This window comes from Pelagibacterium xiamenense (assembly GCF_021166475.1).
GTDB lineage: Bacteria > Pseudomonadota > Alphaproteobacteria > Rhizobiales > Devosiaceae > Pelagibacterium > Pelagibacterium xiamenense.
Genome location: NZ_JAJOYS010000002.1, coordinates 841,081 through 860,289, shown reverse-complemented (window position 1 = coordinate 860,289; position 19,209 = coordinate 841,081). Strand labels below are relative to the sequence as shown.

The window sequence follows — 19,209 nt, the reverse complement described above, 5'->3', positions numbered from 1 at the left end:
CATGGTTCTTGGCATCTCCTTGTGGGTCTGGGGCCTGGATCTGCCCGGAGGTCTCCGGGCGGCGGAGGAAAGCTGTACGCCCGATGCCGGATTTGCATATTGCAGCCGTTTCAGTTTTTCGGGCACCGATCAGTCCTTCACGGTGCCGTCTGGTGTGACCACGATCGACGTAAGGCTTTGGGGCGGCGGCGGCGGCGGCGCATCATCGGGCGGTGCTACAGGTTTGGGTGGCGCCGGTGCCTTCGCTGGCGGCACGTTGACGGTGAATGCAGGCAGCACTTTGACCGTCATCGTCGGCGAAGGGGGCAAGAGCCGCAGCACGACGCCGACTTACGGTGGCGGTGGCGCGGGTGGTAACGATAGTACCGCGGGCAATTTCGATGGTGGTAGCGGCGGTGGCCGTTCTGCGCTTCGCGACGACACCGGCACAGAATTGGTTACCGCTGCCGGCGGTGGCGGATCAGCCGGAGCGACCGCGAGCAACGCAGGCACAGCCTTCGTCCAGAGTTTTGCCGGCGCAGGGGAGCAGGATGCCGCTTTCAGCAATGGCTGCAGACCCGGCGCTCCTGCAACGGCAGGCACGCTTGTTGCCGGCGGCGCTGGGGGAGCGGGCAACAGGCCGGGCGAGGCCGGTTCCAGTTTTCAGGGCGGTGCCGGCGGCTTTACGAATGCCGGCAATACCGGCGCCGGCGGTGGTGGCGGCGGTGGCTTTTTCGGCGGCGGCGGCGGAGCCGCACAATTCGTTGCCCTTACGTGTGGTGGCATCAATCCGGCACGTGGCCAAGAGGGCGGCGGGGCGGGCGGTTCAAGCTACCTATCGACGAGTATCAGTAGTGGCAGCACTGTTGCCGGCAACCGTGAGAACCCTGCAAATACGACGGACCCCCAGTATATCGCCGGTGTGGCAATTGGTGGCCCTCGGCTAGGCTCGGGCGGAAATGGTTTGCTGGTCATCCAGTGGAACGACCCTCCTCCTGCTCCGGGCCTCATCTCAATCGAGAAGGTCGCTTTGCTGCGGGTTGTTCGGCGGGGCGAGGAGGTTCCATTTCTCATCACAGCGACCAACGCTGCGCCTGACGAGCGGGATGGGTTGACGGTGACCGAGATCGTGCCGCAAGGCTTCCGTTTCGTCGAAGGCTCGGCAACCATCGACGGCAATCCGGCGACCCCGACGGTCAGCGGCAACACCGTCAACTTCGAAAATCTGTCGGTGCCGGGCAATAGCCAGCTCGAAATCCGCCTGCGCCTTCTTGTGCTCAGTTCGGCCGAGCCGGGCGAACACAGGAATTCCGTGCAGGTCACCGAACCGCCGGACACGCCGGTGACCCCCGTCGTGACAGCGCCTTTCACCGTGTTGGACGATGCCGTATTCGACTGCGGGGATGTGGTCGGGAAGGTTTTCGATGATGTCAACCGTAACGGCTATCAGGACGAAGGTGAATTAGGGCTGCCCGGGGTGCGGCTGGCATCGGTGGAAGGGTGGCTCATCACCACCGATCAACATGGCCGGTTCCACGTCGCGTGTGCGCTTTTGCCCGATCATCGCATCGGCTCGAACTTCATCCTCAAGCTCGACACGCGCACCCTGCCGACGGGCTATCGGGTGACCACGGAGAACCCGCGCGTCGTGCGGCTCACGGCGGGCAAGATGACCGAACTGAATTTCGGTGCGGCGATCGGGCGGGTGGTGCGGCTCGATCTCGAGGACGGCGCGTTCGTGCCCGGCACGACCGCGCTCAATCCGCAATGGGACGAGGGGATCGACCAGCTCGTTGCGCTCCTGGCTGAGCAACATTCGGTGCTGCGTCTTTCCTACGTCACCGCGGGCGGCGACACCGATATCGCACAAGCACGCTTGCGCGAGACGGCGGCGCTCATCCGCGCGCGCTGGAGCGCCTTTGCGGAGCTGTACAGACTTGAAATCGAAGTGCGCGTGGAGGGCGGACAATGAGGGTGTTGGACAACAAGGCTACCAGCGCATTCTTGTCGTGGCTGACCCTGCTGACTGGTGTCGTCCTGGCCTCCACGGCCGCATCGGCGCAGACCGGACCATGCGCCGATGCCGGGTGCACGCAAGGGGTTCCGGGTGCGGCGGCCTATGAGAGCCAATCCGGGTCCATGCCTGTGGGAGAAAACACAGAATCGGGCGTTCCCTCAGGGTCGATCCCGTTCCGCATCAGTGTCGACGGGCAACCGCTCGACGCCAGCGCACCGATCGCACTTGCCGATGTCGAGCGGAGCACCGACCTCGCGCTGAGCGCCGTCGATATCCAGGTGAAGTATGACGGGCTCGACACGACGCCTGTCCTCAATGTCGTGACCGAGGCGCGCCGGACGTCGTATGCGGCAGGCGATCCGGTTCGGTTCCGGGCCTATGTCAACTACCCCGCCTTTGTGGCGCAAGCCGAAGTGCGGATCTACGATGCCGGTGCGGGGTCCGCGGACCGGCCCCTTGCGGTGTTGCCGTCGACGCCCTGGGACTTGCCGCAATGGAGGGTGCCTGACGACGAGGCATCCGAATATGCCTATGTGCTGCGTGTCTATGATGCGCAGGGCCGCTTCGATCAGACAGCGCCTCTGCCGATTGTAAAGACCACGGTGCCGCTTAGTGGTGACGGCCGGTTCGACCCGCGGCTGCCCGATCTCGATACCGACCGGACGGCGATCCGCAATATCCAGGTTTATGGCGGCGCAGTCACGGTCTACGGCCGCAATGTGCCCGAAGGGTTCGATGTCTATGCGCTTGGCGAGATGGTGCCGGTCGATGGCAACAGGAGCTTCGTCATCCGGCGGATAATGCCTGCTGGCCAGCATGCGGTTGACGTTAACCTCACGGGGTACGGCAAGGGCAGTACGCTGCAGTTCGTGCGCGACGTCACCATCCCGGAAAATGACTGGTTTTATGTGGCCCTGGCCGATCTCACCATCGGCAGGCGCATGGGCGACGAGATGATCGAAAACGTGCGGCCAGGAGAATACGATGCGGTCTACTCGGAGGGCCGGCTGGCCTTCTATCTCAAGGGCAAGATCCGAGGCGAGTATCTGCTTACCGCGGCCGCGGATACTGGCGAAGAGGGGCTCGGTAGCCTCTTTTCCAATCTTGGGGACCGCGATCCACGAGCGCTCTTGCGTCACCTCGACCCTGACGACTACTACCCGGTCTATGGCGATGACTCCTCCATGATCGAGGATGCGCCCACGAGCGGCAAGTTCTACGTCCGGCTCGAGCGCGGCGACAGCCACGCGATGTGGGGCAATTACCAAACCAGCATCACCGGTACCGAGTTCATGCGGACCGAACGCATGCTTTACGGCGCCAACGCGGTCTACCGCTCCGATCAGGTGACGGGCTTTGGCGAACGGCAGACCGAAGTAACGGTCTATGCGGCCTTGCCCGATACGCTGCCCCAGCGAGAGGAATTTCTGGCGACGGGCGGCTCGGCCTATTTCCTCCAGCGGCAGGACATCACCATCGGGTCGGAAACCATCACGGTGGAAGTCCGCAACAGCGTGAGCGGACGGGTGATCGAGCGGCGCGTGCTGCGCTATGGCGAGGACTACACCATCGACTACCTGCAGGGCGTCGTTATCCTGGCGCGGCCGCTGCCCTGGTTCACCGGGTCTGGCAGTCCGGTGCAGCCGGGTGCGGGGAGCGGCGATGCAGTCTACATGGTTGCGCAGTACGAATATGTTCCCTCGGCGGAGGACCTGGACGGCTATTCGCTCGGCGGGCGCGCCCAGCACTGGTTCAACGATCACGTGCGGATCGGCGTCACGGGATTGAGCGAGACCACGGGCATCGCGGACCAGACCGCCGTCGGCGTCGATGCGCAACTGCGCTATTCCGAGACGACCTTCCTCCGGGCGGAGATTGCTCGGTCCGAGGGGCCAGGGTTCGGGTCCCTGCGGTCCGTCGATGGCGGCCTGACCTGGGGCGAGCAAGGGATCAGCTGGGTCTCTAACCGCGCTGCCTGGGCGTGGCGGGTGGAAGGCCAGGCCGATCTCGCCGATCTTGGCACGGAAGGGCTCGCAGGGACGGTCGAGGCCTACTACGAGGAAAAGGACGAGGGCTTCGCCACGCTCTCCCAAGAGGTGCAGACCGACCAGTGGGCATGGGGCCTAAGCGCCGATGTCGCGCTTAGCGAGACGTTCGGGATCGCGGCAAGTTACGACGACTTCGGCGACGCGGACGGTGACATAAGTCGCGAGGGCGATGCGAGTCTCACGTGGCAGATCGACGATTATTTAAGCGTAGCCTTCGGTCTCGGCTACACCGAACTCATGTCGCCGGACGCCATCTCCGCGGGAAAAAGCGGCTATGACGGTTCGCGGCTCGATGCCGGCGCGCGGCTCACCTACGAATGGGACGAGGATATGCTGGCCTACGTCTTCGGCCAAACCACGCTCGCGCGCGACGGTGATATCGACCGGAACGACCGGACCGGCGTCGGGGTCGAATTCCAGTTGACCGAGACGCTGTCGGTGTCCGGTGAGATTTCCTATGGCACGCACGGGCTAGGGGTGCTCGCATCGCTGGGGTACGATCCCAACGACGACGAGCACTATTATATCGGCTATCGGCTGGATCCAAACCGGGCGTTCGATCTCGATCAGACGTTCGATCTTTTGGGTGAAGACCACGGGACCATCGTGACGGGGCTGCAGCGCCGGCTCAACGAAGTCGCCTCGACCTATGCGGAGACCAGCTACGACATGTTCGGCGGCCGCCGCTCGCTGACGCAGACCTATGGCGTTCTTTTGACACCCGATGCGTTTTGGAGCGTCGATGTCGGGCTGGTGGCCGGGCAGGTGCGGGACGACACGATCGATCCCGTGACCGGCCTGCAGCGGGCGGACTTCGACCGCGTGGTGCCATCGGTGGGCATCGGCTATGTTAACGAAGAGACGGGTATCCGCGCGCATGCCAATGCCGAAGTGCGGCTCGAAGAGTCGTCGGACGGCAGCCGGAATCAGAATTCCTACCTGCTCAATTCGGGGCTTTCCTGGAAAACCAGCGACGACTGGCGTTTACTCGCCAATATCAACGCGGTGCTTTCGGACGCGACCGCGCCGGAAACGGCGTTTGGGGACACCGACTATGTCGAAGCCTCGTTCGGCTATGCCTACCGACCCGTCGACAACGAGCGCCTCAACGCACTCTTCCGCTACACCTGGCTCTATGACCTGCCCGGCAACAACCAGGTCACGAGCGGGAGTGCGAGCGACCAGTATGCCCCCGCGCAGCGCAGTCACATTCTTTCTGCAGACGTCAATTACGACCTGACACCTTGGCTCACCCTCGGCGGCAAATACGGGTTCCGCTACGGCGAAATCCGCTACCGGACCGACAACGGATCGGGCACCGCGTTCGAGAACACCTGGCAGGTCTCCTCAGCGCATTTGGCGATCATCCGTGCCGACTTGCATGTCGTCAAGAACTGGGACGTACTGATCGAAGGCCGCGTGATGCATATGCCCGAAGCCCAGACCACCGACTATGGCGCACTCGCTGCCGCCTACCGGCATTTCGGTGATAATTTCAAGGTCGGCTTGGGCTACAACTTTGGTCGTTTCTCGGACGATTTGCGCGACCTCACCCTCGACGACCGCGGCGTGTTCATCAACATCGTCGGGAAATTCTAGGCGCCGATGGGCGGAAGTGGCTAGTGCCACTCGACCAGTCGGGTTCGGGAGGCAAGGTCCTTCACGAGGTCGCCGTGAAGACCTTGGTACGCAGGAAAACGCTCCGGATGAAACTCGCATCGAAGTTCGGCGATCATGTCGATCTCGCCGCCTTCGATCAGCTTGGGCAAAACGACATACTCCGAGCCCTCGATGTCCATCTTCATGACCACCTCATCTCCAGGCCGGATGGTTTCACGCAACCATTTCGCTGTATCGAGTGTGACCACATCCACGGATGCGTCATAGGTGATCACATATTCGGGGTAATTGTCCAAAGGCACTTTCCCGGTGAGCAACGTCGATGACTGGGAATGGCCGAGATAGAGAGGCATGGTGCCATCTCTGTCCCAAGCGGCTTTCTCCACGACCTCCACCCCTTGACCGTCGAACCGGAGACGAAGTGCGGCGGCAAGCGTAGGGTTCGGCTCGAAGGCGTAGCAAAGATCCACCTTCGCTGCGGCGAGGTAAGCCGCCACTGTCGAGCCGTCATTGGCTCCAAAGTCCAGGTATATCGATCGACCCCTTGTCACCTTCGCCACCTCGCAATCTCTGCCCTGACCAATCGGCCAATGAATCGGTTCCTTGGCAGGTCTAGGCCGGCCCACCGATGAGGTCGTATCTGGCAGGCTTGGTTAACGTCCGCAAGGATGTTGCACCCTCGCCGTTAACTGCATCTGAAGGCTCTTGTGCGAAGAATAAGGCAGGAAAGGAGCAAGCCCATGACTAAAGCTGCCTCCCCCCTGTGCGTGGCGTCCTTGATCGCCCTTTCTTTGCTTGCTGCACCAGCCGCCGCCCAGAGCGACGTGCCTATGCTAGTGATGGAAAGCTCAGAAACGGCTGCCCCCGTGATATTCAGCCGGGACGATCTCGAGCGCATGGGGCTCGTCACGATGAGAACGCATACCCCGTGGAACGAGGGCGAGGTCACCTTCGAAGGCGTGCCCTTGGAAACGATCCTCCAGGAAGCCGACATAGGGGGCTCCACGGCAACCGTAACGGCGCTAAACGACTATAGCGTCGACATTCCGGTCACCGATTTCACAGAATATGGTGTCATCCTCGCCATAAAGAGAAACGGAGAATACATGCCGGTCAGCGACCAAGGTCCGTTCTTTGTTATGTATCCCTTTGACAGCGATCCCGAACTGCAGGGGCAACCCTACCACGGCCGCGCGGTATGGCAGGTCAAAGAAATTTACGTCGAGTAACGTTCCATGTCGCCGGTGAGGCAGGAGAGCCCGGCATTTCGCCTGTTGCGGATTATACTTGCAGCAAGCGCGATTTCCTTTGTGACCATGACCCTCTATCTCGGCGCGCTGGTCATCCACAGGCAGGTGACGATTGATCCGATGGGCCGGCTCAACGAGAGCTGGCTGATTGCTCAAACGCCATCGGAATTTGCACGGCTGGAGCAGCGTATTAGCGCGTTTCGGCTGGGCGAAGAGCACGCTGACGTCGCGGAAGTCCGATTGCGTTTCGATATTGTGCTCAATCGGCTGAAGACCCTTCAAGCCGCCTTTCTTACAGAGTTCATACTGGCCGACCCGCGGAACCGCGAAACGGTCGACCATCTCGCCGCCAGTTTGGCTGCGGTTGAACCGCTCATTACCGATCTGGCCTCGCCGGGGGTAGCTGAGGAGGCCTTGGCCATACTCGCTCCCGTCTACCCGAAACTCGTGCGCCTATCAGTTGCGGCAAATTCATGGAATTCCGCTCGCATAAACGCGGACCGCGACGAGTTGTTCAACCTCCAGCGCCTGTTCACCTGGGCAACCGTCGGGCTGACTGTCTGCGGCTTTCTGTTCATAGTTTTGGTGCTGCTCCACAATCGCCTTCTGGCGAACACATCCGAACAACTTAACCGCAAGGAGCGGGCGCTACAGACCCGCAACGAGTGGTTCGAGGCGGCCATCAACAACATGTCGCAGGGACTTTGCCTGACCGATTCCAATCAGCGCCTGCTGGTTTGCAACGGCCGGTTCCTCGAACTCTTCGGACTGAGTGAAGACGCCAACTGGGCGAACGCTTTATTGTCGGACCTGGTTCCGAAAGAGGTGATCCCTGGAGCGGGGAGCGTTGCCTCGGACGAAGCGTCGTTCCACGCCATGGTCTTTCGCACGGAGAACGGATCGAGCATCAGTGTGTCTCATGAACCCTTGTCGGATGGTGGATGGGTCTCGACATTCCAGGATATCAGCGAACGCCAGCGCGCTCAGGACAAGATCACGCATATGGCGCATCACGACTATCTCACGGGCTTGCCGAACCGGCTCTCGTTCTGGGATCAGACTCAGAAGGCGCTTCAGCAGATCGATCGGAAAACCGCCGGATTGGCGGTGCTCTATCTCGATCTCGATCGCTTCAAGGAAATCAACGACACATTGGGGCACCCCGTCGGTGATGCCCTGTTAAAGGCCTCAGCGCAGCGCCTGACTTCTGTGGCAGGCGAAGGCGCTCTTGTCGCTCGTCTGGGCGGTGACGAATTCTCGATCCTCGTCCGTCAAGAATGGGACCTCATCGAGCATACCGTAGACATTGCCGAGCGTCTGCTTGCGGCATTCAGCCAGCCCTTTCATCTGGACGGCAGAGATATTGCTTTGACGACGTGCATTGGGATCGCGTTTGCCACAGAGGCTGGGACGACCAGCGATGAATTGGTCAAGAAGGCCGATCTGGCGCTCTATGGTGCCAAGGCCGCGGGACCGAACACCTATATGTGTTTCGATCCGGACATGGAAACGAAGATACTGCGCAGGCGCCAATTGGGTGACGACCTCCGGACTGGCCTGGAACTGGGTCAGTTCGAGGTTTTGTATCAGCCTCTTGTCGCGCTCGAAACCATGCAGGTGGCCTCGGGCGAGGCACTGCTGCGTTGGACACACCCAACGTTTGGGCCGGTGTCGCCACAAGAATTCATTCCGATCGCCGAGGAAACCGGCTTTATCGACATTCTGGGCGAGTGGGTACTCAGACGCGCCTTCAGGGATGCTTGTGGATGGCCGGGGCATGCTCGCATTTCGGTGAACCTTTCTCCGGTCCAGTTCAGAAACCCGAATCTGTGCGACCAGGTTGCTCAGGCGCTTGCAGAGACCGGTCTGGCCGCGGAGCGCGTAGAACTGGAAATCACCGAGTCCGTCCTGCTGCAGGATACGCAGGCCAACATCGAAATGTTGAGACATCTGAGTTCTCTGGGTTTGAAAGTTGCCCTGGATGACTTCGGCACCGGATACTCCTCGCTGAGCTATTTGATGCGTTTTCCATTGGATAAGATAAAGATCGACCAGTCGTTCATCCGTGGTTCGCAAGGCGCGTTTGGCAGCTTTGAAATCATCAGATCGGTGTCGGAATTGGCCGGGCGGCTCAATATGAGCACCGTTGCCGAAGGTGTCGAAACACCGGAACAGTTGCAGGTGATCCTCAGCGCCGGCTGTACCGAGGCACAAGGTTATTATTTCAGTCGGCCCGTACCGGAGGGCCGCTTCAGATCGTTGGCCGAGAACGGCTTCTCCGAGCCAACCCAGGTTGCGGTTACAAGGGTGTAGCGTAGGAACCCGTTAGCCTGTCGCAGTTAAAGACGGGCAATTAGGCTGCTTTTCACGGGCCCTGATCGAAGATCGGCGACCGGGACGGATCCACGTTCGGCGGATCGGCTCTACTTGCGGCCCGGCCAGATCCCGGCAGGCGTTGGATAGAACTCTCGATGCCGGCATACCGTTTCCTCGAAGCGCTGGGCCACAGGTTTGGGCCCCTTGCCGGCCACGTCGACCGCTCCTGATACAGGCCGCCCGCATTCCAGGCAGTATTCTGACTGGCGACGACTGACCTCGCATTCCCTTGGGAGATCCATGATCTAGCCTTCCCAGGTGCGCTGGTAGGGTTGCCACAAAATGTGACTTCCAAAAAAACGGCTTTACATGCAGGTAAATACCTGCATATAAGATGCGTATCAAACTTATGAGAACAAGATGTCACATCAAATCAGGCGCAAGATCGTCGTCGCCATCCAGGTTTCATTGGACGGGTTTACTGAAGGCCCTTTCGGTGAAAACGAATGGGTCGAGTCCTGGGCTGACGCCGCCGGTCTGGTTGAGGACCTGGATGCCTTTATCGTGGGAGGGCGCATGTATCCCGCCTATGGACTGCACTGGCAGGGTATCTTTGAGGATCCGGAGGCGCCGGCGCCTTTCATGGAACGGATGCCGACGCCGCAGGAAGTGGACTACGCACGAAAAGCCTTCGGATCTGCGCATTACGTAATGTCGCGTTCGCTGGAGGCAGTTGAGTGGCCGCCGACTGCCACCATCACAAACATCAGCCAATTACAAGAGATTAAGGCACGGAAAGGCGGCAATATCTATGTCGCCGGAGGCGCGACCCTGATCGCCGCTCTGCTCGATGCGGGGCTGGTGGACGAAATCCGGCTCATAGTGCACCCAGTCGCGCTCGGAAGAGGTACGGGGCTGTTCGCCGACATCTCGAACAAGGTGCATCTCGATCTCATCGACGCAAAGCCCGACCCGCTCGGCCGGGCGGTGCTTTCCTATCGTGTCCTCGCGGAGGGTGATAAAAGGCAGGCAAGGGATTGCCTGAAGCGGGAATGAGATGAACGACGACTTGGTTTTCAAAGCACTGGCAGATCCGACGCGCAGACTGCTGCTCGACCGGCTGTACGAGAAGAACGGGCAAACGCTCGGCCAACTTTGCGAAAACCTCGATATGGCTCGGCAATCGGCTACCCAGCACCTTGAGATTCTCGAGGACGCTAATCTGGTGAGCACTGTGAAACGCGGCCGCGAAAAGCTGCACTTCATCAATCCGGTGCCGCTCTTTGAGGTGTACGAGCGCTGGGTGCGCAAGTTCGAACACCGCGGGTTGAGTTTGTTGCATGATCTTAAGAAAGAATTGGAGAAGGATGCAAAATGACCAGGGAAACGACATCTTTTGTCTACGTGACCTTTATCGCCTCTACACCCGAAAAGGTGTTCGACGCACTGATCAATGCCGACCTCGCGCGGCAATATTGGGGGCATGCCAATATCTCGAACTGGAAGGCAGGTTCGCGATGGGAACATGTACGCAACGAGACCGGTGAGACGGAACTTGTCGGCGAGGTTGTCGAAATCACTCCGCCCGAGCGCCTGGTCATTACCTGGGCAAACGCGTCTCAGGTGGATGACCCTGAAGCCTACAGCCGCGTGACGTTCTCGCTCGACGAGTACGCCGAGATGGTCAAGCTTACCGTCAGCCACGACGATCTGATTGCGGGGAGCGGCATGGCCAACGGCGTCAGCAAAGGCTGGCCGGTCGTGCTCTCGAGCCTCAAATCCTTCCTTGAAACCGGTCGCGGGCTCGACGTTTTTGCCAAGCCCAAGGCGGCCTCGGCGTAGCGCTCGTTTAGCGCCCGACAGCGAGACATATCATGACCAACACCTATACAGGCGGATGCGCATGCGGCGCCATCCGTTACAAGACCAGCGGCGAACCTATCTTTGAAAACCACTGCCAGTGCCGCGCGTGCCAGCAGCGGAGCGGCACGGGGCATTCGTCCTATCTGACGTTTGCTGCTCGCGCGAAAGTATCTATCACCGGCGAGGCGACGATATGGAAGGTCGCCGGCGACAGCGGCAACATGAAGGCGCATGCCTTCTGCCCGACCTGTGGAACGCCGGTGTTTCTCACTTTCGACGCCATGCCGGACTTGATCGCCATCCACGCGACCAGCCTGGATGATCCCGGACAGTTCGAGCCGAAAGCGGTCACCTACAATATGCGGGGGCATGGCTGGGACGCGCTCGACCGGTCATTGCAGATCTTTGAGAAAATGCCCGGGTAAGCGGTAAAATGGTATCGGATATTGAGCAGCATCTCGCTTTGCTCAACAGGCTCCTGCCCGTTCGGGCGGGCGCATTGGCGGTCGATGTGGGGTGCGGCGACGGCTCGGCCACCCGCGCTTTGGCAAGCGCCGGTTGGCGGGCGCTAGGACTTGAAACCAGTCCGGCTCTTGTCGAACGAGCCCGTCGTTCCGGACCGCCGGTGGCCGGCGCATCGTTCACCACTGGATATGGAGAGGCCTTGCCCGCAAGTGCGGGTGGCGCCGCGCTGGTCCTCTATCTGTTCAGTTTCCATCATGTTCCGGAGTCGGTTCGGGGCGATGCCATCGAACAGGCGAGACAGCATCTTCGTCCGGATGGACGTCTGCATGTTGTCGATCCCCTGCCGGATGGGCCGATGAGCGAAGTCGTGCTTCCTGTCGAGGACGAACGCAACACCCGCCGGCATGCGCATCAACTCCTCGCCGGTCTCGACGGAAAAGGATGGAGGCTACTGTCACGGCAGAGCTATGTCCTTGGCCGCGTCATTGCGGATTTCCAGACAATTGAAGACGATCTGCTTCGCGGAAATCCCGCTTCTAGCGACCGAGTGGCTGAAATGCGGTCCGAGATGGAACAGCGGTTCACGCGGCTTGGCGTTACGGTCCAAGGCGGGCGACGATTGGACCAGCCCTGTGTTGCCTATCATTTTGCGCCGGCCTGAACTCTGTCGTGCGCCGGTCGCCCCGGCCAGACAGAGGGCGCGATCGCCGCTTGGGTCAAAGCCATCTACACAGGCTAGCGCCGCAACCTCTTTGGGCGCTTTGTCAACAAGCCGAAGCGCATTAACCAAGGACGCCGATGCTCGGGTTTTGCGTGCGCACTACAGGTAGCGAGACATAGCTCTGTCGTCCGGAACCACCGAGCAATGCCTGTTGGGCGATCACAAAGTCCGCTTCAGTGGCCAGCGTCGCTGGCACCCGGCTCTGTGGATTGCGGTCGAAGCGTGGGAAGTTGGACGAGGCGACTTGAAGCCGAATACGCGATCCTGCGCGGAACAAATGGCCGATATGGCCGAGTCGGACGGTGATCTCGACCGGAGTGTCGATGCCGGGGTTACTCCAGCGGGTGATGCCGTCGACAAGGCCAAAACTGCGCCCGTCCGGGTGTACCTCGCAGAGTCGGGCCGTCCAGTCTGAGCTGACTGCGCTCGATTGAACCCAAAGCGTTGCCTTGACCAAACCGGTCACCTCGACCTCCGCGTCCAAGGGGGCAGAAGTGAAGACCAAGACGTCGTCGCGGCGTTCGATGTTCGACTGCTCCATGGGGCCGGCGTTCCGGCCCAAAAGCAAGCCAGGCAGGAAGGTTGCGCCGCCGGTAGTCGGGACAGGCGACGCGGGGTTGGACATATAGGTGCGTGACCAGTCCGTATTGGTGGCTATTTCAGTTAGGTGTTCACCAACAAGATAGAGCGGCTTGATTTCTGTACCGGGCAATGGCCAGTCCGGTGCACTGTGCCAGGTATTCGATCCACTCCTGAAATAGCGGACCATTGGGCCGGTGGCCGGCCTGCCGTTGAGCGCCGCGTCGAAGAAGTCAATCTGAATATCTGAGAGGCCCGCGGTCGAGGCGGCGTATCCGTGCCAGAACGCGCCTTGCCAGTCTTTCGGGTTTCCGTGTGACCAGGGGCCGATTATCAGCCTGTCTCGAACGTTTTCCGGGTTAGAGTGCCTCCGGCGGACGGTTTCGAACAGTTCGAGGGATCCTTCGAGGAAGAGGTCGTTCCAACCTGCAGTCACCAGCATGGCGGCGTCGCTTGCTGCGATGGCGTCCAGTCGCTCGCGATTCTGAAGTGCGCTGGCGGCGCGCTCATCATCGAACCACCGCCCGGCGTAAGGCGCGAGCCCGAGCAGATCGGCATCGAGCAGCGGGAGGTGTGCAAAGGCCGCGTCCGGATCGCGCATCAAAGTGGCGAAGTATGTGCATAGGCGGTTAGCGGTCGCCTCGTCCATCGTGGCGATCCGGCGCTCGAGATCGGGTGCACCGAGGGCTTCGATGATCCAGAGCAGGAGGAAGCCGAGTTCGGTCGCGCCAGAGCGGTACATCCAGGTTTCGCCGTGGCGCGCGGTCGTCAATTGCGGGGAGATCGCGACAAGGCCTTCGGGGTGCGCCGCGGCGGCCAGAACCTGGGTCGCACCCACATAGGACGCGCCGAACATCGCAACTTGGCCATCGCAGAAGGATTGCGCCCGCAACCAAGCAATGGTGTCGGCCCCGTCCTCCTCTTCCCATGTGAAAGGGTCGAAGGTCCCTCCCGCTGCGTAGCGCCCCCGTGTGTCTTGCACCATAACAGCGAAGCCACGGCGCAGGGCGGATTGGAATTCGAGAGCGGAGATATATTGCGCCCCGTGCACGTCCTCGCGACGGTAGGGTGTGCGCTGGAGGAGGACGGGCCAGGGCCCGTTCCCGTCGGGTAGCCAGATGTCGGCGGGCAGAAGCGTGCCGTCGCGCATCGGCACCGCGACCGCGTCGAGAATTTTGAAGGTTCCGGCCATCTTCGACGTGTCAGCCCCGGATGAAGCGTTGGCGGATCTGGTCGAACGATACCGCGAGGATCAGGAGTGTGCCGGCGGCCACCTGCTGCCAGGTGGAGTTGATGTTCATCAGCGTCATGCCATTGTTGAGGACGCCGACGATGAGCAGGCCCAGTACCGTACCGAACATCGATCCGGTTCCGCCCTTCAGTGTCGTCCCGCCAAGGATGATGGCCGTAACGACGGCGAGTTCGAGGCCGACGCCAGTGGTGCCGGAGGTCGAACCGAGCTGCGAGGCGCTGACAAGGCCGGTCAGGGCCATGCACAAACCCGATCCGATGAAGGCGAGAAATAGCGTTGTCTTTGTGCGGATACCGACAAGGCGGGCAGCGGCCTCATTGGCGCCGATGGCATATATCGTGCGCCCGAAGACCGTGCGGGCGAGGAGGACGCCGACGACGATCGCCACGACGACGAACAGCGCAGCGGATAAGGGAATATCGAAGAGCGGGCGCAGGATCGCCCAGTCGAAGCCGTTGATGCGCACGCTACTCGCACCGCCGATCGAAAGCGTCAGCCCGCGGAAGATTGCGAGCGTGCCTAGAGTCGTGATGAGTGCGTTGACGCCGACCACGGTGACGAGAAAGCCGTTGAGAACACCGATCCCGATCCCGGTCGCCAGAGCAATCAGGACCGCAGGAGCGATCCCGAACTGTTGGGCGGCGAGGGCGAACACCAGGGCCACGAAAGCCATGCCGCTGCCGACCGAAAGGTCAAACTGACCCCCGATCAAAAGGATGGTGCCGCCGGCGGCGAGAATGCCGGTGATCGACATGGCGGTGAAGATGTTCACCCAGTTCGGCCACGTGAGAAAATAGGGCGAGTTGAGCGCGAAGAACAGGATTTCTAGCAACAGGAACAGAACGAGCGCGGCGCATTCAGGGACCGAGATCGTGCGTTTGGATGCGGCTGCGCCGGTCATGGCAACACCGTTGGTTTCATCAGACATGGGCGGCTCCTCCGGCCACGCGGGTGAGGCTGGCCACTGAAATATCTTCACGTTCGAGCTCTGCGACTATCCGCCCGCGCACCATGACGAGGCTACGGGTCGCTGCGTGGGTGATGTCCTCGTAGTCGGAACTGGCGATCAGAATGCCATGACCCTCGCGGGCCAGGTTGCGAAGCAATTGGTAGATTTCCTCGCGGGCGCCGACATCAACGCCGCGGGTCGGTTCAACCAGCAAAAGCAGACGGGACCCATTCTCGAGCCAGCGGCCGAGCAGGATCTTTTGCTGGTTGCCGCCCGATAGTGTGGTGATCCTTTCGGACCCATCCGGCCGCGAGCGGATGTGCAGTGTGCGGTGCCAGGTCCTGAAGGCATCCGCTTCGCGGCGACGGCCGATGAATCCCGCGCGGGACAAGTGGGCCCAACTGGGGGCAGAAAGGTTTTCGGCGGCGGTGCGCATCTGGAGCAAGCCCTCGCTCGCGCGATCGGCGGGCAGAAAGCCGACACCCTGGGCGACGGCCTCGGCGGGGTGTTTGAAATGAACCGGCGCGCCGTCGAGATGCACGGCGCCGCGGTGCCGGGGGGCGGCGCCAAACAGCGTGGCCGCGAATTCCGGGACGCCCGATCCGACCTTGCCGTAAAGCCCGACGATTTCACCGGGGGCGACAGAGAGCGAAACGTCCTCGAAGGACTCGCCGCTCAGCGCCTCGACCGCGAGAAGCGGCTTGCCCAGCGACCTAACCTCGGGAGGTGCGCTATCTTCAGCGACGGCGAGTTCCCGTCCGACCATCGCGGTTACGACGGTGTTCTGGTCGACTGCATCGACTTCGGTGTTGAGCGATACGCGCCCATCGCGCAGCACGCACACGCGGTCGGCGATTTCAAAGACCTCGTCGAGCCGGTGGGTGATATAGAGGATGGCGACGCCCTGGTTCCGCATCCTTTCAATCAGCGCAAAGAGCCGTCGTGTTTCGGCATCAGACAACGCAGCCGTGGGTTCGTCGAAGATGACGCACCGGGACGCGCCGACCGTCGCCCTCGCAATTTCGATGATTTGGCGCTCGCCGAGCCGAAGAGTTTCGACCTTGGCGTCCAGTGCAATATCGGCGCCGAGGGCGTCGAGCGCTTCGTGGGCCGTCTTACGGACGGCGCGGCGGTTGACGAAGCCCCAGCGTGCAGGTTGCGCTCCCAGGGAGATGTTCTCGGCGACGCTGAGTGTCGGCGCGTCGGCAATCTCCTGGGCTATCAGGCGGATGCCGGCCTCGCGCGCCTTGCCAACGGAGCGGAACTGGAACTTTTCGCCATCGATCCGGATTTCTCCCGCGTCGGGCGCGTGATCGCCTGCGAGGATGCGCACGAAGGTCGATTTGCCAGCACCGTTTTCCCCCAGCAGGGCCGTTACCGACCCTGCTGGTAGGTCAAGGTCCACGCCGTGGAGGACCTTGACCGGGCCGAAGGCCTTTCGAATGCCACGAACCGACAGGAAGGGTTCGGTTGCTAGAGGCACTCGGACACCTCCGGGTAGTACTCAGCCATATTGTCGGGTGTCAGCGCGACATGCGGCACGAGGATCTGGTCGGCGATCTCCTCGCCATTGATGGCTGCGATGAGGTTCGGCACGATCAAGAGCGGATAGCGCTCGGGGAAATAGGCCGCCGCGGCGATGAAGTGCGGGGCGGTCCAGATCTGGCAATTGCCCGGATCGAAGTTCTGAACGCCGAGATAGAGTTCGTCGGTGCGGCCCTGGCTGCGGGCTGCCGCAAGGGCGCCAGTGATGACGTCTTCGTTAATGCCGACCGTGATGATGCGCTCGGCACCGGGCAAGGCCGTGAGAGTATCGGTTACCTGACGCTGCGCCGTATCGGCCTGACCGCCAGCGCCGGTATCGATCACGCGCTCGTTCTCGACCGGTCCGCAGACCGACTCAAAGCCTTCGCGGATGCCGTCCATACGCATGTCGTTGACAACGCCGACCGCAAGAGACTCAAGGGACACCCAGGCATCGAACTGGCAATCGAAAGTCGCCTCGAAATAGCGCCCGAGTTCATAACCGACGATCTGGCCGGCATAGGCGTTCGCCGCGCCCACAAAGGCCGTCTCGCAGGGCTGCTGCTCGATGTCGATGGCGATGACGGGGACCTGCGGGCCTTCGGCGCAAATGTTCGCTGCAGCCGCTGCGTCGGCCTGGAAGGTGACGAGCCCATCAACGTCCCGGGTCCGGAACTGGCGTGCGCAGTTGAGTGCTTCGGCGGCGTCGAACTTGCTGTCGCAGGTCATCAGTTCAAATCCGGCGACTTCGGCAGCTTCCTCCATGCCGGCCTGCAGCGCTTCGGTGAACGGGACGCCGAGGCCGAGCTGGGTGAACCCGATCACGAGGCCCTCGCCGATCCCCGGTTCGATGGGGTGGAACGCCGCGACCGCGTCCGGGGGGGTAATCCCCTCCTGCGCTACAGCGGGAGCTGCGGGAAGCATCGCCGTGGCAGCAAGCGACGCCAATGTGAGCAGTAACGCCAAAGGGCGCCCTGGCTTGTGTTCACTCATTTCGTTCCTCCTCCTGAGTTGAACGGTTGCGGGTCAGCAGACCCGGGTAAATTGCAGGTCAAGCAGTTTCGCGAGTTTTTCGATCCGTCCGGCGATATGGCCTACGCCGACGGCGCAGTGATGCGCGGGGCCGGCGGCGTTCCAAGCTTCGGAAAACGCGCGCGCGCCGGTCACGAAGCGGTAGCGGCTGTTGGTGTTGCCGATTTCGAGAATGGGACCAGGCACCGATTCGCCTTCGGCAACGAGCAGTTCCACCTTCCCCGCACGCTCGATGACCGAGAGCAGGGTGACCGGGCCGTGGCGAACGGACATTTCGACCGAGACACCCTTGCCGACCTTGCCGTGATACACCTCAAGCGGGCGTACCTTGGTCTTGCCCTCGGCGATTTTGGTATGGCCGGGCCCGTCATGGCCCATCAGAACGACATCATCCTCATAGTCGATGGCGTAGTATTCGGTGAACGATCCACCTGCGCCGAAGGCGTCCATAATCTTCATCGCCTGGGCATTCTTGATTTCGTATTCGCCGGCCACCGGGACGCCTGATGCCGTGAGCAGGGAGCAGCCGAGGATGACCGAGGAGATGATATCCTCGTGTTCGTGGTCAGGCACAGAGACGTAAAAATAAGCCATGGATCCAAGACCGCGCGTGTCGACCAGCTTGACCAAAGCGGCGGCGGTGCGGGCGGCGCGGTGCAATTCTTCGGGAGCGCAATCGGATTGGATATCGAATTCTGCTTCGATGCGCGCGAGCATCGCGTCGACCTCGGCGTCCGCGAGGCTGTTTCGGATCTCGGCAAGTTCGTCCATTTCGACGAAATCGATGATGGTCCCAAACGCGGCACATTGGGCCGTCAGGTCAGAATAGATGTCGAGCATGCCATTATAATAGTGCCCCATGACGCCGAGGCGGTTGTGCGCCATCACGTGAGCAACCCGCGCCGCTTCGACCCAGTCCTCAATCTGTGCGTCGACATGGGCGTCGCCCTCTAGGACGCCTGTGATCTGGTGTGTGGGGATGCCCGCCCTTGTGAATACGTTAGCGATTTCGGGTACGGGGCACGCCGCGCAATGGGCCAACCACTCGCCTGTCATCCGCGTGCGGTCGGGCAACCTGTTGAAGGCCGCGTAGTCTATGGCGCGTTCGGGCTGCAGGTTGAGGATGACGACCGGCACGCCGGCGCGGCGAACTACCGGCAGGACGGTAGACGAAAGGGCATAAGTGGTGACGTAAAGGAAAATGAGGTCGATGTCGGCGGCACGAAAATCGTGCCCGGCGTCGACCGCCTTTTCCGGTGTATCGATGAGGCCGAGATTGACGACTTCCACGCCAGGCCGCGCAAGCTTGGCCTCAACCGTACCCACATAGCGCCTGAGCCGGTTTTCCAACCCTTCGAACTGCGGCCAATAGGCTTCAAGTCCAATCCCGAACAGTCCGACCTTCAGCGGTCGCGCCATGGACCGGCCCCGGTCTGCCAACTCCATACATGTCCTCCCAAGGTTGCCGTGGGACCGGCTGCGGTCGGTCAGCAACGCTGTCATTCAAAAACTGATCTTGGGCATGACACTAGCACTCGATCGAACGGCGGGCATGCGGTATACCTTTCGATAAATGACCTAATGCATATAGAAA

The 19,209-nt window shown here is 61.4% G+C and carries 15 protein-coding genes; 9 read left to right on the top strand and 6 right to left on the bottom strand.

The features are described from left to right. The first annotated feature begins 1 nt into the window (after position 1). Together LSG43_RS16550 and LSG43_RS12025 are read left to right on the top strand one after the other, a co-directional pair. On the top strand, positions 2-1,951 hold the full coding sequence (locus tag LSG43_RS16550) for a glycine-rich protein (RefSeq protein ID WP_304622651.1): 1,950 nt from the start codon (positions 2-4) through the stop codon (positions 1,949-1,951). Beyond that, on the top strand, positions 1,948-5,643 hold the full coding sequence (locus LSG43_RS12025) for a TonB-dependent receptor (RefSeq protein WP_231804414.1): 3,696 nt from the start codon (positions 1,948-1,950) through the stop codon (positions 5,641-5,643). Before LSG43_RS16550 ends, LSG43_RS12025 begins: the two co-directional genes overlap by 4 nt. Positions 5,644-5,663: 20 nt before the next feature. On the opposite strand, the gene LSG43_RS12020 is transcribed toward LSG43_RS12025, so the two are convergent. After that, a complete protein-coding gene (locus LSG43_RS12020; protein WP_369412485.1) occupies positions 5,664-6,215 on the bottom strand; it encodes an FkbM family methyltransferase in 552 nt (183 codons plus the stop codon). 189 nt (positions 6,216-6,404) lie between these two features. Here LSG43_RS12020 and LSG43_RS12015 point away from each other — a divergent pair, with 189 nt between their 5' ends. The 7 genes from LSG43_RS12015 (at position 6,405) to LSG43_RS11985 (ending at position 12,219) form a co-directional block, all read left to right on the top strand. Continuing rightward, complete coding sequence (locus LSG43_RS12015) at positions 6,405-6,893, top strand: putative pterin-binding protein (protein ID WP_231804410.1); 489 nt, start codon at positions 6,405-6,407, stop codon at positions 6,891-6,893. A 6-nt stretch (positions 6,894-6,899) separates the two neighbouring features. After that, positions 6,900-9,227, top strand: coding sequence for a putative bifunctional diguanylate cyclase/phosphodiesterase (locus LSG43_RS12010; protein WP_231804408.1), 2,328 nt, complete (start codon positions 6,900-6,902; stop codon positions 9,225-9,227). 423 nt (positions 9,228-9,650) lie between these two features. Beyond that, positions 9,651-10,286, top strand: a complete 636-nt coding sequence (locus LSG43_RS12005) for a dihydrofolate reductase family protein (RefSeq protein ID WP_231804406.1) — start codon at positions 9,651-9,653, stop codon at positions 10,284-10,286. A 1-nt stretch (position 10,287) separates the two neighbouring features. Then, positions 10,288-10,608: an ArsR/SmtB family transcription factor gene (locus LSG43_RS12000; protein WP_231804404.1), complete on the top strand. Its 321-nt coding sequence runs from the start codon at positions 10,288-10,290 to the stop codon at positions 10,606-10,608. Beyond that, a complete protein-coding gene (locus tag LSG43_RS11995; protein WP_231804402.1) occupies positions 10,605-11,072 on the top strand; it encodes an SRPBCC family protein in 468 nt (155 codons plus the stop codon). The genes LSG43_RS12000 and LSG43_RS11995 overlap by 4 nt, the downstream gene beginning before the upstream one ends. A gap of 32 nt (positions 11,073-11,104) precedes the next feature. Then, the gene (locus LSG43_RS11990; protein ID WP_231804400.1) at positions 11,105-11,518 is read left to right on the top strand and encodes a GFA family protein; all 414 of its coding nucleotides are present in this window, start codon (positions 11,105-11,107) and stop codon (positions 11,516-11,518) included. Positions 11,519-11,526: 8 nt separating this feature from the next. Continuing rightward, a complete protein-coding gene (locus LSG43_RS11985) occupies positions 11,527-12,219 on the top strand; it encodes a class I SAM-dependent methyltransferase (RefSeq protein ID WP_231804398.1) in 693 nt (230 codons plus the stop codon). 121 nt (positions 12,220-12,340) lie between these two features. On the opposite strand, the gene LSG43_RS11980 is transcribed toward LSG43_RS11985, so the two are convergent. The 5 genes from LSG43_RS11980 to LSG43_RS11960 are packed head-to-tail and all read right to left on the bottom strand — an operon-like array spanning position 12,341 to position 19,061. After that, positions 12,341-14,050, bottom strand: coding sequence for a CocE/NonD family hydrolase (locus LSG43_RS11980; protein ID WP_231804396.1), 1,710 nt, complete (start codon positions 14,048-14,050; stop codon positions 12,341-12,343). Positions 14,051-14,060: 10 nt separating this feature from the next. Further along, the gene (locus LSG43_RS11975; protein WP_231804394.1) at positions 14,061-15,038 is read right to left on the bottom strand and encodes an ABC transporter permease; all 978 of its coding nucleotides are present in this window, start codon (positions 15,036-15,038) and stop codon (positions 14,061-14,063) included. After that, positions 15,031-16,542, bottom strand: coding sequence for a sugar ABC transporter ATP-binding protein (locus LSG43_RS11970; RefSeq protein WP_231804392.1), 1,512 nt, complete (start codon positions 16,540-16,542; stop codon positions 15,031-15,033). Before LSG43_RS11970 ends, LSG43_RS11975 begins: the two co-directional genes overlap by 8 nt. After that, positions 16,533-17,576, bottom strand: coding sequence for a sugar ABC transporter substrate-binding protein (locus tag LSG43_RS11965; protein ID WP_231804390.1), 1,044 nt, complete (start codon positions 17,574-17,576; stop codon positions 16,533-16,535). Before LSG43_RS11965 ends, LSG43_RS11970 begins: the two co-directional genes overlap by 10 nt. 33 nt (positions 17,577-17,609) lie before the next feature. Next, the gene (locus LSG43_RS11960; protein WP_231804388.1) at positions 17,610-19,061 is read right to left on the bottom strand and encodes an arabinose isomerase; all 1,452 of its coding nucleotides are present in this window, start codon (positions 19,059-19,061) and stop codon (positions 17,610-17,612) included. Positions 19,062-19,209 lie beyond the last annotated feature (148 nt).

What these genes read in the sequence shown, in the direction of transcription:
- LSG43_RS16550 (WP_304622651.1), top strand. Translation starts at nt 2, where the DNA reads ATGGTTCTTGGCATCTCCTTGTGGGTCTGGGGCCTGGATCTGCCCGGA.
- LSG43_RS12025 (WP_231804414.1), top strand. Translation starts at nt 1,948, where the DNA reads ATGAGGGTGTTGGACAACAAGGCTACCAGCGCATTCTTGTCGTGGCTG.
- LSG43_RS12015 (WP_231804410.1), top strand. Translation starts at nt 6,405, where the DNA reads ATGACTAAAGCTGCCTCCCCCCTGTGCGTGGCGTCCTTGATCGCCCTT.
- LSG43_RS12010 (WP_231804408.1), top strand. Translation starts at nt 6,900, where the DNA reads ATGTCGCCGGTGAGGCAGGAGAGCCCGGCATTTCGCCTGTTGCGGATT.
- LSG43_RS12005 (WP_231804406.1), top strand. Translation starts at nt 9,651, where the DNA reads ATGTCACATCAAATCAGGCGCAAGATCGTCGTCGCCATCCAGGTTTCA.
- LSG43_RS12000 (WP_231804404.1), top strand. Translation starts at nt 10,288, where the DNA reads ATGAACGACGACTTGGTTTTCAAAGCACTGGCAGATCCGACGCGCAGA.
- LSG43_RS11995 (WP_231804402.1), top strand. Translation starts at nt 10,605, where the DNA reads ATGACCAGGGAAACGACATCTTTTGTCTACGTGACCTTTATCGCCTCT.
- LSG43_RS11990 (WP_231804400.1), top strand. Translation starts at nt 11,105, where the DNA reads ATGACCAACACCTATACAGGCGGATGCGCATGCGGCGCCATCCGTTAC.
- LSG43_RS11985 (WP_231804398.1), top strand. Translation starts at nt 11,527, where the DNA reads ATGGTATCGGATATTGAGCAGCATCTCGCTTTGCTCAACAGGCTCCTG.
- LSG43_RS11980 (WP_231804396.1), bottom strand. Translation starts at nt 14,050, where the DNA reads ATGGCCGGAACCTTCAAAATTCTCGACGCGGTCGCGGTGCCGATGCGC.
- LSG43_RS11975 (WP_231804394.1), bottom strand. Translation starts at nt 15,038, where the DNA reads ATGTCTGATGAAACCAACGGTGTTGCCATGACCGGCGCAGCCGCATCC.
- LSG43_RS11965 (WP_231804390.1), bottom strand. Translation starts at nt 17,576, where the DNA reads ATGAGTGAACACAAGCCAGGGCGCCCTTTGGCGTTACTGCTCACATTG.
- LSG43_RS11960 (WP_231804388.1), bottom strand. Translation starts at nt 19,061, where the DNA reads ATGGAGTTGGCAGACCGGGGCCGGTCCATGGCGCGACCGCTGAAGGTC.